The organism is Acetobacterium sp. UBA5834 (genome assembly GCF_002435675.1).
Classification (GTDB): domain Bacteria; phylum Bacillota; class Clostridia; order Eubacteriales; family Eubacteriaceae; genus Acetobacterium; species Acetobacterium wieringae.
On the sequence record NZ_DJGY01000004.1, the window covers coordinates 1 to 19,034 of the forward strand.

Below are 19,034 nucleotides of genomic sequence, written 5' to 3' on the forward strand. Positions count from 1 at the left end.
TGAGGTGGGTCAATTCACAGTGTCAAATTTCTATGCTTCGGTGTCAATTAAACCAGGATCTTTCTTTCGAGGTGGGTCAATTTTAACCGTTAATGGTGGGTCAGTTTTAATTATAAATCAATAAGTGCCACAAATATTTTCTCCCCAAATTGCCGTCAGTGCCGACAGTTGTGTCAGGCGAATTTAAGTTGTGATCGTTCCGGACTCCAGAGCCAATCGATCTGACGAAAGCGCCATTCAATCCAGACAGGAGTGCCAGTCGATCCGATGTCAGAGCCACCCAATCCGGACTACAGTGCCAGTCGATCTGATGTCAGAGCCACCCAATTCGGACATGGTACCAATAGTTTCGGTGTCAGATTCCAATGATAGTTGTCACCATTGTCGGTACTGTCGGGAAAAACGAATCAAACTAATGTGATCATCACCGCTTCCCCAGAAAAACGTTCCAGATTTCCCCACAATCATCGGTTCCCTGAATCAAACTCCCATCTTAAATAGATATTATAATTTTGAAGATCATTGGCTTAAGTAGTCAATGGTCTTTAATACATTTTTGGAGGAAATCAGTATGAAACTAATGAATGAGACGATGATTCCATTGAGATGTCATTGCTATTCAAGGATTGAGGTGATAAAATAAAGAAAAGAAAAACATGTTTAAAGGTATCACCTTCATTGTAATAAGTTACTGGTTGTGTTCGTGTGTTGTCAATTCGAAAAAAAATGAAAAAATAGTAGTGAACGTGAAAGGACAATAATAATGCCGACAATTAGTATGTTTTATGGAATTATCATTCGGATGTTTTGTGCGCCAGAAGAACATAATCCGCCACATTTTCATGCGTATTATGGGGAATACAAGGCCATTATTGACATTAAAACTTGTGAATTAAAAGAAGGCAATTTGCCAAAGAAACAGCTTAAGCTTGTTTTAGCATGGGCTGAGCTAAGACAGGAAGAACTACTTGCAGATTGGATGCTGGCAATGAATAGTGAGCTTCCATACAAAATTGATCCATTAAAATAGGAGGTCGAATAATGTATTTAGCAGTTATTGATGTAGAACCTTTAAATGATTATAAGTTACTCTTAACTTTTGAAAATGGTGAAAAGAGAATATTCGATGTCAGTCCATATTTGGATAAGGGTATTTTTCAAGAGTTAAAGAATGAGGAGAAATTTAAGACCGTACGTGTTAGATTTGACAGTATTGAATGGTGCAATCAAGCGGATCTTGACCCAGAGTTTTTATTCGAAAAGAGCAAAGCATGTTAGTAGCACAAGGGGACTTAGCACAAGGGGACGGTTCTATTGTGCACTTTGCTGGCTGAAAAATATTGAGCAAACTGTCTGGAAAAGATTTAGCTGGTGGCTCAGGTTTCCAGCTTTTGTCTGTTTCCAATTTGTTGGCCAGTTTTTGCCCAGCTAAACTCGCTGAAGAATTTGAATTCTCCAACCAGTCTATTTTTTTTCTCCGAATTGCCGTCAGTGCCGACAGTCGTGTCAGGCAAATTTTGTTCAAATGATTCCGGGCTACAGTGCCAGTCGATCTGATGTCAGAGCCACCCAATTCGGACATGGTACCAATAGTTTCGGTGTTAGTGTCCAATGATAGTTGTCACCATTGTCGGGACTGTCGGGAAAAAAGGATCAAACTAATGTGGCCATAACTGATTTTTCAGAAAATCGTTCTAGATTTCCCCACAATCATCGGTTCCCTGAATAAACCAACACTTCAAATACATATTATTACTTTGATGGTTGTGTCGAAAAATATAAATAACCAAAATATGTTGCAATGTTATAACTTAAGAGTTATAATTAAGTCATGATTGAAAGGTAATAAACGTGTATGTACAAAATAGAATTTTATTGTGACAAAAATGGTAAAGAGCCAGTGTTGCAGTATTTAGAAGAATTAGCAAGCAAAAATGACAAGGATAGCCGGATTAAACTGAATAAAATCAGAGACTACATGAAGATACTAAAAGAACATGGAACAAGAGCTGGTGAGCCTTATGTCAAACACATAGAGGGTGAAATTTGGGAATTAAGACCATTAAGGGATCGCATTTAATTTATTGGTTGGGATGGAAATCGCTTTATTCTCCTACATTATTTCATGAAGAAGGTACAGAAAACGCCTAAACGAGAAATTGAACAAGCGAAACGGAATATGAAAGATTTTGTTGAAAGAGTATTGAAAATGAGTAAAACAAAAGTAAGTCCCATTGGATCAAGCTGGGATGAATTTGAGAAAAGAACATTCACCCCGCAAGAAATAATGGAATCTGATTTGAGAGTAGCATTAATAAGCGAATTAATTCGCGCCAGAAATGATCAGGGAATCACTCAAAAGCAGTTGGAAGAAGCCAGTGGTGTTAAGCAACCCGTCATTGCCAGAATGGAAAAAGGCACAACTGATCCCCAATTAATGACCATTTTAAAAATACTAAGACCACTTGGCAAAACTCTGGCTATTGTGCCAATTGAAGAAAAACACCCTCGAAACATTCGTTTGAGAACATTTAAAAAAGGCAGCACATTCAGGCAAAAACCCATGAGATAAGTACAAATAGCACAAAGGGACGGTTCTATTGTAAATTGAAGGTGAGTGAGAATTGGATATGCCGAGAAAAGCACGAACGAGAAGTAGCACTGGGATCTATCATATAATCATGAGAGGAATCAACCGCCAAATTATTTTTGAAGATACAGAAGACTATATTCAATTCTTGGAGTCGCTAACTAGACAAAAAGAGACGAGTGGAATTGAAATTTATGCTTATTGTTTAATGAGCAATCATGTTCATTTGCTAATAAAAGAAGGCAATGAGGATTTGGGAACGGTATTTAAACGAATCGGATCTAGTTATGTTTATTGGTATAACTTGAAATATAATCGGCGAGGACACTTGTTTCAGGATCGGTATAAAAGTGAAGCCGTAGAAGATGATGGCTATTTTTTAACAGTAATTCGTTACATTCATCACAACCCCTTGAAAGCAGGTATTACAAAAGAGCTATCAGAGTATCGCTGGTGCAGTTATAACGAATACACAAACAGAAAAAATATTTGTAATGTTGAAACAGGGCTTGGAATATTTTCCAATGATAGTCAAAAGGCAATCGGTTTATTTAAAGAATTTAGCGCTGATAAAATTGATACCCACGTTTTAGAATATGATGATTACATTAGATGGAATGATTCGGAAGCAAAAGCGTTTATCAAAGATATTGCTTCTGTACAAAATCCGATTGAAATACAGAGCTTTAATAAGGAATTGCGCAACGATTTAATCAGGATATGCAAACAACAAGGGTTATCCATCAGGCAGATTGAACGCTTGACAGGGATTAGCTTTGGTGTTATCCGAAAATTATAACAAAACAACGGCTCCTAGAGACATACTCAAATTACTTGAGAAAAATGGATGGGTCGAAGAACGAATCAAAGGGAGCCATCATGTCATGAAGAAAAATGGTAAAACCGAGATTATCCCTGTTCATGGAAAAGACGTCCCAACTGGCTTACTAAAAACAATTCTCAAAAGGACAGGGCTGAAATAGCCTTGTCACCAATACCAAGGAGGTAATTAAAATGTTAAGTGCATACCCAGCGATTTTTCATGAAGAAGATGGTGCCTATTGGGTAGAGTTTCCAGATCTTCCTGGTTGCCAGACTGTTGGCGAAAGTATTGGTGAAGTGATGGAAGAAGCCCAGGAAGCTTTAGGGTTGTATCTGGCATCATTAATCGAAGATGAAGAAGAGATTAAGCCAGCTTCTGATATTAAAAGTATCGTTGCTGAAGATGATTCATTCACAAGTCTCGTCGCCTGTGATATAACTCAAGATGTAAAATCTGCTAGAGCTATGAAAAAGACCTTAACCATCCCCGATTGGCTCAATAACATGGCTGAAAAGAACAGCATTAATTTTTCTCAAACACTACAAAAAGCACTTATGGAAAAACTGCATATTGCATAGATGTTCTAGTTGATTAAATAGTAGATAAAGTAGGGTTAAAAGAGGTGTTAAATGGATTTAGCAAAAGTTATGTCAGATGGTCAAATCACCATTCCAATTAATATTCGAAAAAAAATGAATCTCAAAGAAGGTGACAAGGTGGCTTTCATTGAAAAAGACGGTTATATCGTGTTAGCTGATTCTGTCATGCTGGCTCTCGAACAAGTTCAGAATGCTTTTCAGGGAGAAGGGGAACGGCTTAATCTAAAAACAGAAGAAAACGTTGTGAATTTGGTTAAAGAAATCCGCGGAGAACGTCTTGAGGAAAATAAGAAAAATAAATTTGAGAAGAATTATCAGTATATTGACGGAATCCTAAAAAAATTAGACATTGAACTGATGTATCCAATAAAAAACAATTCTATTACAATATCTACTGGGAATGATCGACAAGTTCATATGATTCGCCTTGCTAGGCCACAGTTTTTGGCTCTCGCAAAACGTGCGGTAATGATAGAAATGAATGATTTTATTTGGCAGATGTCATTATTAAATTTGCATAAGAAGTTATTATTTTCGAAAATGTTTGTGACTCTTGAAGATATTTTTGGTCCAAATGATGAACAGGGGATTGGAGATGGCTATAAGTGCTCTTTTTGCTTTCATTTTTTACTGAGATTTTCTGATGAAAAAGAAAATCTTGGATATCTGATGATTGTTCACGATCTCAGAGGTGCTATAGATTATGAACTTGCAAAAATTATACCAATAAATGAAAATCTTGATAGAAGTAAGTGTTACAGTCCCTTTGAAGATTTCACAAAAGAAGAAATAAAATATATGATCAAAAATTGTTATGGATATCTCGAAGGCTGGTTTGAAGGTTATCTTGAACGTAAATACGATAGCTTTTTTTATAAAACTGTTGGTAGCGATTTAATAGTTTACGGATACAAAGATGGAAAATTTTTTGATAAAAGTTTTGACGATCAGGATGAATATAATGAGTTCATCAAGTTGATTTCAACTTCATATGAGGTGGAAAATGAAGGAAGTGAAAGAGTGGATTGAAACATTTGAGGATCGTGAGAACTGGAAACAGTTTTTATTGAGTCATTCTAAAGAAAATCTTTCGGAACTGATAATTGACAGAATGTTAAAAGATTTTAGCTTCAGAAGAGAAGTTCATTTGAAATTGGTGAAGAGACAACTTTCTGTAGAAGAGTCAATTGATGATTATAAAGAAAGCGTCACATGCGAAATTAGCAGGAAGATTCCCGATGTAGATTATTTAGTATTGCTCAGCAGTAAATTATTGGAGCATTCAGAAAATACAAACAGTCTCCTGGAAAAGTTGTATTTATATGTGGCTATAATTACAAGCCTAGATTTTGCTATTGATAGTGGGGCAGGTTATAAAAATGAGGACGAATACTTGCTTTTCGAAGTAATGGATAAAAGTCGTGATTTTATGCTGCATGCCATTGAGAATCAGTATCATGAATTGACAACAGGGCAACTAGCGATAGTATCAAATTATCTGAAAAAAGAATCTGAAAGATATCACCCAATTGACTTAGAAAACCGTATCAAAACAGCGTTTAAGAAAATGGATTCTATTTAGCTTTGAGATGGTGCATAATGATAGTAAAGTAATTTTGAATAACAAATTTTTCAAAGGCAGGCGAGAACATGACCAATGAGACATTTCAACAGGCAGTCTTGGAAAAACTGAATCTATTAGAAACGGATAATACATAAGGAAACGAGTTGTAGCATTCGGCAATTGAGTAGGGTGCTGGGAATCGGGAAACGAATAATCGAAAATACGATAAAAGAACAATAAGTAAGAATTTTATCACAGTTTCTTACTTTGGTTGGTTTAGAAACAGTGAATAGAGACGATTCGGGTTCTTCGGGACTCGGGTCGTCTTTTTAAGTTCTTGAAGTGGCTGGAAAATATGGGGGAATCTTTTCTCTCCAAATTGATTTAGCGTTTACAGCCGTGACAGGAGCGTTCCGGACTATAGTGCCACCCGATCTAACCAGCCAATTGCGACGCAGGTGCCAATGGTATCTGTGTTAGAATTTCAATATTTAAGAGTCTGTCAAACTTAGATTGCAAAAAAGGGCATTAAGGTGTAAAATTCTAAGGAGGAGCTAACATGAAGAGAAACATAAAACAAATATAAACGGAGGTACAATGTGAAAAAACTAAGGATAGGTATTATCGTAGGTATGTGCATGATGATCATGGGCTTGCCAACCGGTGTCTTTGCCGAAGAAACAGATACAACATCAGACATGGCTTTTGGTGTGGCTTACCGTACTCATATTGAAAACGAGGGCTGGACTCAGGGCTGGATGCACGACGGCAGCCTTTCTGGTTCAGAAGGCAAAGGTCTTCGTTTAGAAGGAATTGAGATTGAATTATCGGGAGATGTGCCGGATGGTTTAGGAATACAATACCAGACTCATATTCAGAACAAGGGCTGGTTCCAGGGTTGGGTGTCAAACGGTGATCTGGCCGGTTCTGTGGGAGAGGGTCTGCGGCTGGAAGCCATTGAAATCAAACTGACCGGCACAGATGCTGCGGATTATTCAGTCAAATATCGTACACATATTCAAAATCAAGGCTGGGCTCAGGGTTGGGTAGCCGATGGCGCTTTGTCTGGATCAGAAGGTAAGGGTCTGAGGCTGGAAGCCATTGAAATTCAAATTGTTGAAACCCCAGTGAAAATCGCATTTGATGCCTATCAGGCGGCTTTGGCAAATGTTAATGAAGCAGATTATACCAGTGCTTCCTGGACGGTGTATCAGGTTGTGGTGAATGCTAATGTTGTAACAAAAGCGGATATAGCCAATAAAATTACTGAAGCAACAATGGCCATTGAAAAAGCACAGCTGAGCCTGGTCAAAAAAGCAGACCTGACCATTTATAATGACGTGCTGGAAAGCGCTAAAGAAGCCGACTATTCGGCAGAATCCTGGGCGATCTATCAAGCTGTGGTAGAAGCCAATGTGGTAACCGAAGAAAACACCCAGGCCGAAGTGGATGCAGCGACTATTGCAATCATTAAAGCTCAGAAAAATCTGTTCAAACTGGCAGATTTAACAAACTATGAAGCTGCTTTGGCAGCCGTGACCCAGGATATGGTCAAGTCGGGTTGGACGGCATATAAGGCTGTGGTGGATGCCAATGTGGTTACAAACATGAATACCCAGACCGAAGTCGACGCCGCAACAGCTAAAATTTTGGCAGCGCAGAAGAGTCTGGTGCTTTATTCTGATTTAACAAATTTCAATAAAGCAATTGCTTTATATGTTCAGTATGGTCCAGATGCGGCTAATGCGCCATATACGTCGAGTACCTGGAATAGCTATACAGAAAAGTGTGAGAGCTACGGTACACTGACAGACGGTCAATGGGTATATGATGTGATTACCAAAGAAACGGCACAAGCGACGATTGATGCGGCGACGGTTGACATAAACAGCTATATTACAAAACTGATTGCAACTGCCGATCTGACGGCGTTTAATGCCGCCAAGAATATTAAAATCAGTGATGGCCCGTATACCACGGCTTCTTTTACAGCCTATAACAATAACAGCCAGGTCAAGGCTATTGTGGAAATTGCTGCCGATACCCTAAAAGGGTATGCTCAAAGTGTAGTGGACAGTTATACTGCAACTCTGATTGCCCTGCAGCAGTCGATTCTGGTTAAAGGCTCGGATCTGACTGCTTATAATGCGGCACTGACGGCAGTATCTCAGGGGAATTATACAGCGGCTTCCTGGTCGGCCTATCAAACAGTGGTGACGGCAAATGTGGTGACCCCCGATAATATCCAGTCAGCGGTCGATGCAGCAACAGCAAAAATTTTAGCGGCTCAAAACAATCTGGTTTATACCGGTGCTTATGTGATCAGCAAAGCCAAGATCAATTCAACTAATTTTGGGGTGCGCAAGGTTGGAGATAATATTCTGACCCGGGCGGCTGATATGATTACCGCAGCGGGAATCGATAAAACCGATTATACCATCACCTTTAACCGGATTGACAGCGGTACCGCAGTGATTAATCCGACCACGGGTTTAATCACCGATGAAGGCAATACGGTGGCAACGGTCACCTTTACAATCACTCCCCTTGATGGCGGTGCAGCTGGGACAACGGCCAATTTGGATATCTTCATTAATCCATAAAAACTAAACAAAATTGAATGTATAACTTATTTGTGCAATTGCTGAGGATGAAACAGCAATTGCACTTTTATTTTTATGAGAAAAAATACTAATAAATTGATTAAAAATGTCGATAATACATTCATGTACCATGAATATGTGCTATAATCAAAATAAACGCTTGCAATGCAAATATAAAAAGTTTTAAGGGGGAAAAAGGGATGATAAAACGGATCAATCGATGGCTGAGTATAATGCTGGTATTTATGATGGTATTGACATCAATGCCGCTTAATCTATTGGCAGAAGATGTGTCCATGAAAGTGGCGGCTCAAGAGATTTTCACCTGGACAGAGGTTGATGGTGGAGTTGAGATCACAGGCTATGATATAGGTAGTGGTGGAGCCGCTGTTGAAATTCCGGATACATTGGCCGGAAAAAAAGTCGTGGGCATTGGTAGCGATGTTTTTAAAGACCAGGTGATCACCAGCGTAGAATTTTCCAATAATCTGCTATATCTCAAAGAGGGGGCCTTCAACAATTGTGACGACCTGATGGAAATTGAACTGCCGACTTCCATGACCGATATTTATTCCAACTTAGGCAATCCGACCTTTGGAAATTGCGAAAAACTGGTGAAAGTCAGCATTCCCAAATCGGTAAAGATGTGGGGCTTTGGGATGTTTGCAGGCAGTCCGGTAGAAATATATGGCGTGAAAGATTCACCGGCTGATGACTATGCCTATGAAGCGGATCTCAATTTTCATGAGATTGAGTTTCTGACAGTGGATGATTTTCAAGTCTCACCGGCCAGTGAAATTGCTGTTGGCAATCCGATTACATTGACGGCAACTACGTCCGGAGGAGCCGGGGCAATCAGATACGATTATTTCTGGGATCGGATCAATATTGATAAAACGGAGTCCACCAATAACATTGCCAGCGATACGGCTTTGAGTTCAGTTGCTTTTACACCGGATACAGCTGGTACCTATACTTTTTATGTCAGAGCAAAAGATGAAAATGGCAAGACCGCTCAAAAGACGTATGAGAATATTATCGTGACCAATGAACCAGTGATTGCCGAAAATGGTTTTAAGGCCAGCAAGGCTTCGCCCCAATATTATGACAGTGAAATCCTACTGACGGTCGACACAGTTGCCAATACCGGCAGTGGTACACTCAACTATCGCTTTTACTATACCACTGGTGAAGAAACCCAGGTACTGGATGATTCAGTACTCCCCCAAGCCACCTTTAGACCGGATACCCCGGGCCTTTATAATCTTTATGTGGAAGTGACTGATCAGCAGGGACGGACGGCCAAAAGTGAGATTCTAAACTATAGCATTGTGGATGATCTGGCCATTAAATCATTTACGGCGTCACCGGATAATTCCCAGACCCATCCCATTGGCACGACCATTCTTCTGAATGCCGAAGGTTCCGGTGGGAAAACGGCCTACCAGTATCGTTTTTTTGCGATCTTTGAAGATGGCGGAGAAATACCAATTCAGGATTTTTCAACGGCAGCGACAGCCAGTTTTACCCCACTCAAGGCCGGCATTTATGATCTTTACCTGGAAATAAAAAATGGCAGTGGCAAAATTGTTTCCGAGATTGCTCCCGAAACACCGGCGATCATCGAAAACATGATAATTACTCCGGTTGTTACATTAACAGCAGCCAAAGATGATGGCAGCCCGGCCTATCCTGAGGATCAAGTCAGCCTGAATGCCAGTGTCTCCGGTATCAAGGACACCTATACCTATTCCTATGCCTATTCGCTTGATGAAGGGAAGACCAGGACCCCGATTGAAACCGGGATAGCGGAGACGGTCACCGATTTTCTTTTGCCTTCAGCCGGAAACTACCGCTTCTATGTCGATGTTATTGAAAATGGTGAAGTGGTGGCCCAGGCTGTATCGGATAATTATCCGGTACTGACCAGACCGTCAGCAACTCTGAAGTCAGACAAGGTATCGCCTCAAAACCGTAATACAACCGTAAAATTTACTGCCTCAGCCAGTGGTGGTAAGGGTCCTTATACTTATCAGTTTGCCTGTGACCGCGACGGTGAAGACATTTATCAGGGCGAGGCTGTGGCAACAAACACCGTGAGTCTGCCACTCAACGAAGCCGGGGAATACACCATCAAGGTGATCGCCCGGGATGCCAATGGCAAAGAAGCGGAGCAGGCAACTTTGGTTTATGAGATCCGCGATAATCCCCTGGCCCAGATAACAACCAATCCTGATCAAGAATTAACCCACTATGTCGGGGATGAAGTCATCCTCCAGGCGGATGTAGACGGCGGAACGGCTCCCTTTAAATATCGGTTTTATTATAAATTGGGCTCCAAGACGGTGGAATTGTCCGATCCCGATGTCAATGACAAGGAGGCATCGATCAGCTTTACCCCAACGATTGCCGGTAATTATAGCTTTATGGTTGAAGTGACCGATGATAACGGTTTAAAAACAACCGCAACGCAAACCGGCTACAAGGTTCTGGCAGCTGTGGCCACCAAAAGCTTTGTGACCGATAAACCATCTGGCCAGAATGTAAATACCCCAATCAAGCTGACAGCCAATGGCAGCGGTGGTAAAACACCCTATACTTACAAGTTCACCTATCAATTAAATGATGGCGGTCCGGTTGATGTCGATGAGAATGCATCGTCAACCACCAATACCGTATTATTTGAGCCAACCCAGGTGGGTACCTATACCTTAAATGTTGAAATAACCGATGATAATGGCAAGGGCCAAACCACCACCAAGACCATTGAAAATTACAAAATCGTCAACGGCCCGGTGATTGACAAAATCAGTGCCGTTAATAAAGCTGACCCGGAAACAGCAATTTACGTCAACGATCCCATTCTGATTACGGCAGCACTTAAGGATGGAACCGGAACCGGACCAATTCAATATCATTTTACCATTAAAAATGGCACGAAAGTCGTTAAGAGCGTGACACAGACTGATGTTAACAGCTTGGAGTTTACTCCGCAAACAGCCGGCACCTACAGTGTGACAATCGATGTGATTGATAATGATGGGCTGAAAGCGACCCAAATCCTGAAAAATGTGGTGGTGTTAAAAACACTGATGGCTGGGCTGAAAACGGACAAAGCTTCGGGAACGTCGATAAACAGTGCCATTAAGCTGTCGGCGACAGCAACCGGAGGGAAATCCCCCTATACCTATACCTATGAATGGGAGGATGCTTCGGGAAGTATAGGAAGCATCCCGGCAGAGCTGACCGCAAAAACAGCAGCGCTTACTTTTTACACCCCTGAAGATGTGGGCCTATATACCTTGCGGGTGATAGTAACCGATGCTAATGGAAAACAGGCTGTTTCGGAGATAGCCGGGTATCAGATCAAGAACCCGCCCATTATTGATGATTTCACGGTGCTGCCAGAGAAGGGCACAGCGGTTTATCCGGGTGAAGATATTTCACTAACAGCAGAAGTTCAGGAAAATTCTGGTCAAGCGCTGCTAAGCTATGCCTTCTATGTCAATGGCAGTAAGGAGAAGATTGTCGATGACGACAGTGATCCGACCACGGTGGTATATAAACCCTTATCGGGCGGCACCTATACCTTTGAAGTGGTAGTTTCGGATGGAGTCAGCAGTGTCAGCAAAAAAATAACCAGCTATAAGGTCAATACCGGACTGGAAGTGACCAGTCTTAAAGCCAGTAAAACCGATGGGGTGATCATTGGCGATACGATTCAGTTAACCGCGGCCGGCAAAGGCGGGGTTGCACCCTATACATATCAGTTTTCCTATGAAATTAAAGATGATGAGGAAAATGTAATCAAAGCAGAAACCGATATTTCGCCGGTGGACAATAAACTAAAAACCATTAGTTTTGATAAATTTGATCAAGTTGGCAATTATACTTTTTATGTCGAAATCACTGATAAAAATGGTATGGTCAGCTTAAACTCGGTTGAAAAGCATCTGGCAGTAACGGTAACAGACCCACCAATAATTACCGGTTTGGTGATAACCGATCCTGATGAAGAGGAAGAATTGAACAGTTCCTATGAAAAAGAAGAAATTAAATTAATCGCCAACAAAAAACCGGAGGCTGGTGGTGAGAATTTGACCTATAGTTTTTCCTACAAGGTCGGTTCAAAATCAGAGACCATCGATGCCGCCGATGTAACGGAGAATGTGGCCAGCTTCACACCGCCCGTCGCTGGGACCTACACCTTTTATGTCAGTGCCAGGGATGAGAATACTGGCTTGACCAGTGCCACCTATACCCGCAGTAAATTTGTGGTGCTAAAAACCTTCGGCGTTAAAAGCCTGAAAACCAGCAAACCCACTGGTCAGGATATCAATACCGAAATTAAACTGACAGCCACCCCGGATGGTGGACAGGCGCCGTTTACCTATGCTTTTTACCAGAAACTGCGAGAAGATAAATTGGATACAATCGATGAAACTGATTATGCGGCATGTCTGATCCCGAGCGATAAAACAAAGAATTATGCTACCTTTAAACCGGCAAGCGCAGGAACCTATATTCTGCTGGTGGCGATTACTGATGCCAAAGGCAATACTGCCACCGAAAGCATCGATTTTGATATCAACAATCCCCCGGTGGTGACTTTAACAACCGATCAAACCGGTCAACCGGTCTATGTCAAGGATACCGTTGAACTGACAGCCACGGTGGCTTCTGATACCGGTATTGGGGACTTGGACTATCGCTTCTACTGGACCCGGGGCGCCGAGAAAGGCGATCTGGACACCACATCAGAAGAGGACCGGGTGGCTCAAGCGGAGTTCATTCCGGAAGAGGCCGGTACCTATAACCTCTTTGTGGAGGTAACCGATGAAAAAAATGTGAGCAAAACAGCGAAAATCAGCAGCTTTAAGGTGCTGGGAGATGTCAGTGTCAAAAGTCTGGTGGTAGATAAGAAAACACCTCAGAATATCGGTACATTAATTAAGCTGACGGCCACCGGAACGGGTGGCAAGACCCCTTATAAGTATCAGTTTTATTATCAGCGGGACAGTTTAAATGATGAAGATGATGTGGCAGATTGGGAAAAAATTGGTTCATCCACCACATCCAAGACTGTCAGCTATCGGCCCATGAAACCCGGCCTCTATAGCTTTAAGGTGGAGATTACCGATGCCAACAAGATTGTCAGTAGCTCTGACGAAGAAACAGCCCTACTGAGTGATTATCTGGTGGTCGATCCACCGGTTATCCGGAGCTTCACCGTGTCGCCGACCGGAAAACAATATGAAGACGTACCGGTTACCCTGACCACCACCGTTGCTGGCGGCAGCGGAGTGTTTGACTATGAATTCTATTATCAGCTGGAGAAAGAAGAACGCCAGCCCATCACTGAAGAAGATGATGAGACGCCCGGTACCATCAGTTTTAAACCGGAAGAAGCCGGTACCTATAAGTTTTTTGTCGTGGTAACGGATAACGAGAATGGAGAGGAAGATTCCATTTCTGTTGAAAAAACCATTAATCGTTATACGGTAGTCAAAACGGCCGCGGTCAAAGATTTTACTATCAATAAAACCAGCATGGCATTAGGCAGCAGCGTCCGGCTTTCAGCTACCGGACAGGAGGGGATCAAACCCTATTATTATCAGTTCTCCATGAAAAAAGAAGGTGACAGCGAAGAGACGATTATTCGGGCCTTCTCGACAACCTATTACTATTCCTATAAACCATCAACAGCGGGTACTTATACCTTCTATGTGGACATTAAAGATAGCAAAAATGAAACAATTTCTAGAAGTGAAATACAGAATAGTCTTGTGGTAGATTAATAATAGAATAGCCGATGGAATTAAAATTGAGCTCTTTACTGGCTGATGCTGGTAGGGGGCTCATTTCTTTAAGAAAAGCCGTTTTGATTTGAAAATTTGCGGGATTCATTAAAGAATTTTTCTCTTTTGACGATAACATCATCGTGAGAGTATGATATAATTAATTAAAAAAATTTCATTTGGATTTGATGATCGATCAATGATCGATGATATAAGCAATTTAGGACAGATCGTGAAAAATTAAAGGAGGTCTTGTCATGGCAATGAAAAAACGGACAGCGTCGATGTTATCGGCTGTTTTGCTGACTTCGGTGCTTTTTTCGCCGACAGTATGGGCTGAAGGCGCTCAGGCAACAATTGTTACCGAACCGGGAGTTCAGTATAAAACTCATATTCAGGATTATGGCTGGGAAACCACTTGGAAAAGTAATGGCGCTTTGTCAGGTACCGTCGGAGAATCCAAGCGACTGGAAGCCTTACTGGTGGGATTAACGGGCTCGCTACCGGCAGGCGCAAGCATTCAGACTTATGTTCATGTGCAGAACAGGGGCGATTTGGGTCCGTTTGCCATGGGCAATGAAGCCGGAACCAGCGGCCAGGGTCTGCGTCTTGAAAGTATTCGGCTGGTACTCAACAATATGCCGGGCTATCGTCTTTTATACAATGTTCAGGTTCAGAACCGGGGCTGGTTAAAGGATGTTAACAACTCCGATACCTGGTTTAAGAGTGGTGAAACCGCCGGAACATCAGGGCAAGGCTTAAGACTTGAGGGACTCCGAATTAAAATTGTCGAAGTGAATGAGGAGTACGAAACCTATCTTGCGACGCTGAATGCAGTTAATCCCTATTCATATACCAGCGAATCCTGGGCTGATTATCAGGAAATTGTCGATGCCAATGTAATGACAAAGAATAACAGTAAGGAAGAAATTAAACAAGCCATTGCCAACATTACAGCAGCGCAGAAAGATCTGGTGCTGGCAAAGAATTTAACTGCCTATAATGCAGCACTTGCCTCTGTACAGGAAGTGAATTATACCCCGGATACTTGGTCGGTGTATCAGGATGTGGTGGCTGAAAATGTGGTTACGAAGGATGATTCCCAGGCTGATATCAATACTGCTCTAAAAAATATTCTGGAAGCTCAGAAAAAACTGCAGTGGAAGGTTAATCTAACCGAGTATCAGGCAACCTTGGATGCTGTTCGGGAGGAAGACTATACAGCAGAGTCATGGTTAGCTTATCAGAGCGTTGTCTCATCCTATGCCATGACCGAAAACAATACCCAACCGGAAGTCGATGCGGCGGTTAAAAAAATAGATGAAGCCCAGAAAAAAATGGTCAAAAAGTTTGATTTTACCGCTTACAATGCGCTTCTCAACGCAGTAAAAGAAGAAGACTATATTGAAACTACTTGGGCGATTTATCAGGATGTGGTCGATGCCAATTTTGTGGATGAAACCTATACCCAAAGCGATATAGAAAAAGCCATTAAAAATATTGAAGCAGCCCAAAGCAAGTTGGTGAAAAAAGCTGATTTAACCTATTATCAGGCGGTATTGGATGCAGTTAACAAAGAAGACTATACGACGGTGTCCTGGAGTGCCTATCAGAAAGAGGTTCGTTCAGTGGTAGTGAATGCCATGAGCAAACCGGAGGTTATCGATGCGGCTGTTCTTAAAATTTTGTCAGCGCAAATGAATCTGGTACCGGCTGGAGACATGCGTTATTACTATGCCGCCATCAATGCGGTGATTCGAACCGACTATACAACGGCTTCATGGGATGCCTACCAGAAAGTAGTGGCAGCCAATGTAGTCATTCCGGCTGATGGCCAGGAAGCCATTGATGCGGCGACCGAAAAAATCGAAGCGGCCCAGAAAAAGCTGGAGGGAGCGGCTGAAGATCTGGAAGAATACGAAGACTTGATCGGTCTTGATCAGGATAACTATACCTCAGCTTCATGGGCTACCTATCAAAAGGTAATTGACGCCAATTTTCTTAAACCGCAGGATGGCCAGGCTAAGATCAATGCCGCGGTGACAAAACTGCGGGCGGCCAGCCTGAAGCTGGTGGAAAGAGCCGGTGATTATACCGAGTATAACAAAGCCCTGAGATATAATCTCTATCTGGGAAAAGATCCAGATGATACGACGTCGACTAAAGCAATTGTTTTGATGGCGGAAAGTGATTACACCACATCAAGCTGGGCTACTTATCAGAAAGTTCTGGATGCCAACGTCATGGATCCTGACAAATCACAGACTCAGGTCAATACGGCAGTAGCTAATATTAAAAAAGCCCAGTACAAACTATTGCGAGGTGGAAATCTGAGCCGTTATGATACGTTGCTTACCTACAATATTTACTTGGGAAAAGATCCCGATAAAACAAGTGATACCCGAGTTCTTAGACCGATGAAGGAAACAGAGTATACCGCTGCATCCTGGGCCGTTTATGCCAAGGTGCTCAGTAGCAATGAAATGGATCGGGATAAATCCCAGGCGCAAATTGACGCAGCGATAGTCAAGATTGAGCGGGCCCAGATGAAACTGATGGAGAAAGGCCGACTCGATCTGCCAAATGGTTACAACTATATTTTAGCAACGTATGCTGCTGATTTAAGCAATCCGGTGCCGCTGAAGGAATCTGATTTTACTGAGAAAAGTTGGAGTGCCTACCAAAAACAGATATCAGCCAAAGGTTATTTTGTTACAACTGACAACTCTCAGGCGGAAATAGACCGGGCTGTGGAATTGGTTGCAGCAGCGCAACGAAATCTGCTAAAGAAAAAAGGGGATATGACGGCCTTCATAAAAGCCAGAGATGCTTACATTGGAAAGGAAGATAAGTATACAACTTCAACCTGGAATGAATATTTAAGTGTGCTCAAAAAATATAATCTGATATCATCTGAAGACACTCAGGCCAAGATTGATTCGGCAACCAATGATATTATCAATGCCCAGGGTCGATTAAAGTTGGGGGCGGACATGACAGCTTACAACGAAGTCTTGAGTCGGGTTCAAAAAGAAAATTACACAACGGCTTCCTGGGAGGCTTACATGAAGGTGGTTTCGGCAAATGTAAGAACGAAGGATGATCTGCAGACGGCTGTAAATGCGGCAAAATCAGCGATTGAAGCGGCGCAGTTAAAGCTTATTCGCCAGAATGAGGTCGAGCTGAAAGCCTTTAAAGAAACCCTTGAATTGTATCAGCGTAATATCATCAGTCCGGGAGCGATTGAAGCAAAAGCGACAGTTCCGACATGGACTTATTATAAATCGAAAGTTGAAGAGTATGCGAGTTTTGATGGTAGCGGAAACTGGGTGCCAACGCTCATTTCAGCCAGTAGTGCACCGAGTGATATTATCAATGCGACAAAAGTAATTGATGGGGCGATCAGACTACTGATGCCTTCGGATGCAACAGGCTTGGATATTGATGCCTATCAGTTAGCCAAAGCCACTCTGGTTAATCTTGAGGGCTCGCCAGATACATATGTTTATACCAGTAACTCGTATACTGCCTATGTTCAGTTCTGCATCAACAATGGAATTCCGATAAGAAACCTGATTGAAGCAACACAAGGTCAGATTAATACGGCCACGGAGATGATTCCGATTGCGCTAAAAATGTTAAAAACTGCAGCAACAGGCGACGACATCAAAGCTTTTGAGGTTGAAATGGCGCATTCGCAGGCCCTTCGAAAAATTGAAGATCAGTTTACTGCCAATTCCTGGAAGGATTATGCAGCGCTCTATACGACAGTCAGTCTGGATCCGAAAGAAAATGATCAAACTGAATACCAAAATGCGACAGCGGCATTCAAAGCAGCACGTGAAAACCTGATTTATAAAGCTGATATTGTGACAGGACAGGCTAATATTACGAGTATTCGGTTGGCACTCAATGTTAACGACAATCTCAATACGGAAATTAAGCGATTGATGACTGAGAGTATACAGACAAAAATTTCAAGTGGTAGTATTCCAGTGGTATTTGATGTGAATAAGTATACTGTGACGTTTACGCAAAAAAGTGTTGCGGGTGATGCGTCACTTGTAACTGACTCGTCAAGCGCTGATTATGGTAAAATTGTAGATAAGGGGACATCTGGTCAGGCGACAGTTACGATTAAAATCAAGTCAAATGACAGCACCGATATAAGTACGGTAGCCGATTTAGTCATAACAATTGCTGATTAACCAATGTAACCAGTTGTTTAACCGATATTTTTGACGTGAAAAGTTGTAAGAACATTATCGGGTAACGGCCTTTACTTAAGGCTGGTACCCGATGTAATGAGTGATGATTTAAGCAGACGTTATTAATGAAAAAAGACCCTTTCCAAGTCTAATTTTGAACATTGGAAAGGGTCTTTTTATTATCGTAGGAAAAGACAAGCTGATAATAGAAATGAAGGTAGCTTAGGGATAGACTAGACGATTCGATAAAGTTAGAAGACAGACTTTTATTTGCGGCCTACATAAATCTGCGAAATATATTTTCAAGAAACGGTATTAACAACTTTCTCCATCCCCGCCAGATCAAACCCGGTTTCGCAATAAACCGAATAGGTATATTTATCCGTTTTCCAGGTGGCTAAGCCCATGCCATCGGGGTTGGTCTGGTAGAGAACCGGAATCCCGGAAGCGTTTGCTTTGGTTTCGCCGCTCTGGAATTCGGTGTAAACACCCGCAATGTTGTCGATCATCACATCACCCTTACGAACCGTGTAGTTGACACCACCCAGGGTAAAATTGGCCTGGGCAATGTCATCAGAGATAGTGAAGTATTTCACATCCGTGATGCCGGTTGGCAGGGTTTCGAAGGTAAAGCCGATTGCATCCTTAATCGCCTCGCTTGAGGCCTGCTCCACCATCGGGTTGGGCAGTTCGGTTTTGGAATCATCCTTTTTTTCGGCGGCAGGGGTGCAGCCAGTAAAAAGAAGCACCGTGAGAGAAACAAGAATCAAGCTAAACAACAACAGTTTTTTTGATTTCATAATAGACCTCTCTTTATTTTATATTTTAGGTAATTGCAAAACTGCCGTG

General features: G+C 42.0%; 12 protein-coding genes and 1 pseudogene. 12 read left to right on the top strand and 1 reads right to left on the bottom strand.

Going from position 1 to position 19,034, the window contains the following annotated elements:
• Positions 1–763 precede the first annotated feature (763 nt).
• The 12 genes and pseudogenes from B3F51_RS00660 (at position 764) to B3F51_RS00715 (ending at position 18,185) form a co-directional block, all read left to right on the top strand.
• Entirely contained in the window at positions 764–1,030 is a 267-nt protein-coding gene (locus tag B3F51_RS00660) for a DUF4160 domain-containing protein (RefSeq protein WP_148637377.1), read from the top strand.
• 11 nt (positions 1,031–1,041) lie between these two features.
• Complete coding sequence (locus B3F51_RS00665) at positions 1,042–1,278, top strand: DUF2442 domain-containing protein (protein WP_148637378.1); 237 nt, start codon at positions 1,042–1,044, stop codon at positions 1,276–1,278.
• Between the two features lie 577 nt (positions 1,279–1,855).
• A pseudogene (locus B3F51_RS00670) lies at positions 1,856–2,173 on the top strand (type II toxin-antitoxin system RelE/ParE family toxin); the annotation flags it as partial.
• 36 nt (positions 2,174–2,209) lie between these two features.
• The gene (locus tag B3F51_RS00675) at positions 2,210–2,572 is read left to right on the top strand and encodes a helix-turn-helix domain-containing protein (protein ID WP_148637560.1); all 363 of its coding nucleotides are present in this window, start codon (positions 2,210–2,212) and stop codon (positions 2,570–2,572) included.
• Between the two features lie 58 nt (positions 2,573–2,630).
• The gene (locus B3F51_RS00680) at positions 2,631–3,389 is read left to right on the top strand and encodes a transposase (protein WP_148637561.1); all 759 of its coding nucleotides are present in this window, start codon (positions 2,631–2,633) and stop codon (positions 3,387–3,389) included.
• Positions 3,370–3,573: a type II toxin-antitoxin system HicA family toxin gene (locus tag B3F51_RS00685; RefSeq protein ID WP_207707162.1), complete on the top strand. Its 204-nt coding sequence runs from the start codon at positions 3,370–3,372 to the stop codon at positions 3,571–3,573. The genes B3F51_RS00680 and B3F51_RS00685 overlap by 20 nt, the downstream gene beginning before the upstream one ends.
• Positions 3,574–3,604: 31 nt before the next feature.
• Entirely contained in the window at positions 3,605–3,991 is a 387-nt protein-coding gene (locus B3F51_RS00690) for a type II toxin-antitoxin system HicB family antitoxin (protein ID WP_148637380.1), read from the top strand.
• Positions 3,992–4,042: 51 nt separating this feature from the next.
• A complete protein-coding gene (locus B3F51_RS00695) occupies positions 4,043–5,041 on the top strand; it encodes an AbrB/MazE/SpoVT family DNA-binding domain-containing protein (protein WP_148637381.1) in 999 nt (332 codons plus the stop codon).
• Positions 5,016–5,594: a hypothetical protein gene (locus B3F51_RS00700; RefSeq protein ID WP_148637382.1), complete on the top strand. Its 579-nt coding sequence runs from the start codon at positions 5,016–5,018 to the stop codon at positions 5,592–5,594. Before B3F51_RS00695 ends, B3F51_RS00700 begins: the two co-directional genes overlap by 26 nt.
• Before the next feature lie 581 nt (positions 5,595–6,175).
• Positions 6,176–8,179 carry a hypothetical protein gene (locus B3F51_RS00705; RefSeq protein ID WP_243134771.1) on the top strand — a complete coding sequence of 668 codons (2,004 nt, stop codon included), beginning with the start codon at positions 6,176–6,178 and terminating at the stop codon, positions 8,177–8,179.
• 200 nt (positions 8,180–8,379) lie between these two features.
• Complete coding sequence (locus tag B3F51_RS00710) at positions 8,380–13,977, top strand: triple tyrosine motif-containing protein (protein ID WP_286944892.1); 5,598 nt, start codon at positions 8,380–8,382, stop codon at positions 13,975–13,977.
• 257 nt (positions 13,978–14,234) lie between these two features.
• On the top strand, positions 14,235–18,185 hold the full coding sequence (locus B3F51_RS00715) for a hypothetical protein (RefSeq protein WP_286944893.1): 3,951 nt from the start codon (positions 14,235–14,237) through the stop codon (positions 18,183–18,185).
• A 302-nt stretch (positions 18,186–18,487) separates the two neighbouring features.
• Here B3F51_RS00715 and B3F51_RS00720 read toward each other — a convergent pair whose 3' ends face one another.
• On the bottom strand, positions 18,488–18,985 hold the full coding sequence (locus tag B3F51_RS00720) for a hypothetical protein (protein WP_286944895.1): 498 nt from the start codon (positions 18,983–18,985) through the stop codon (positions 18,488–18,490).
• Positions 18,986–19,034 lie beyond the last annotated feature (49 nt).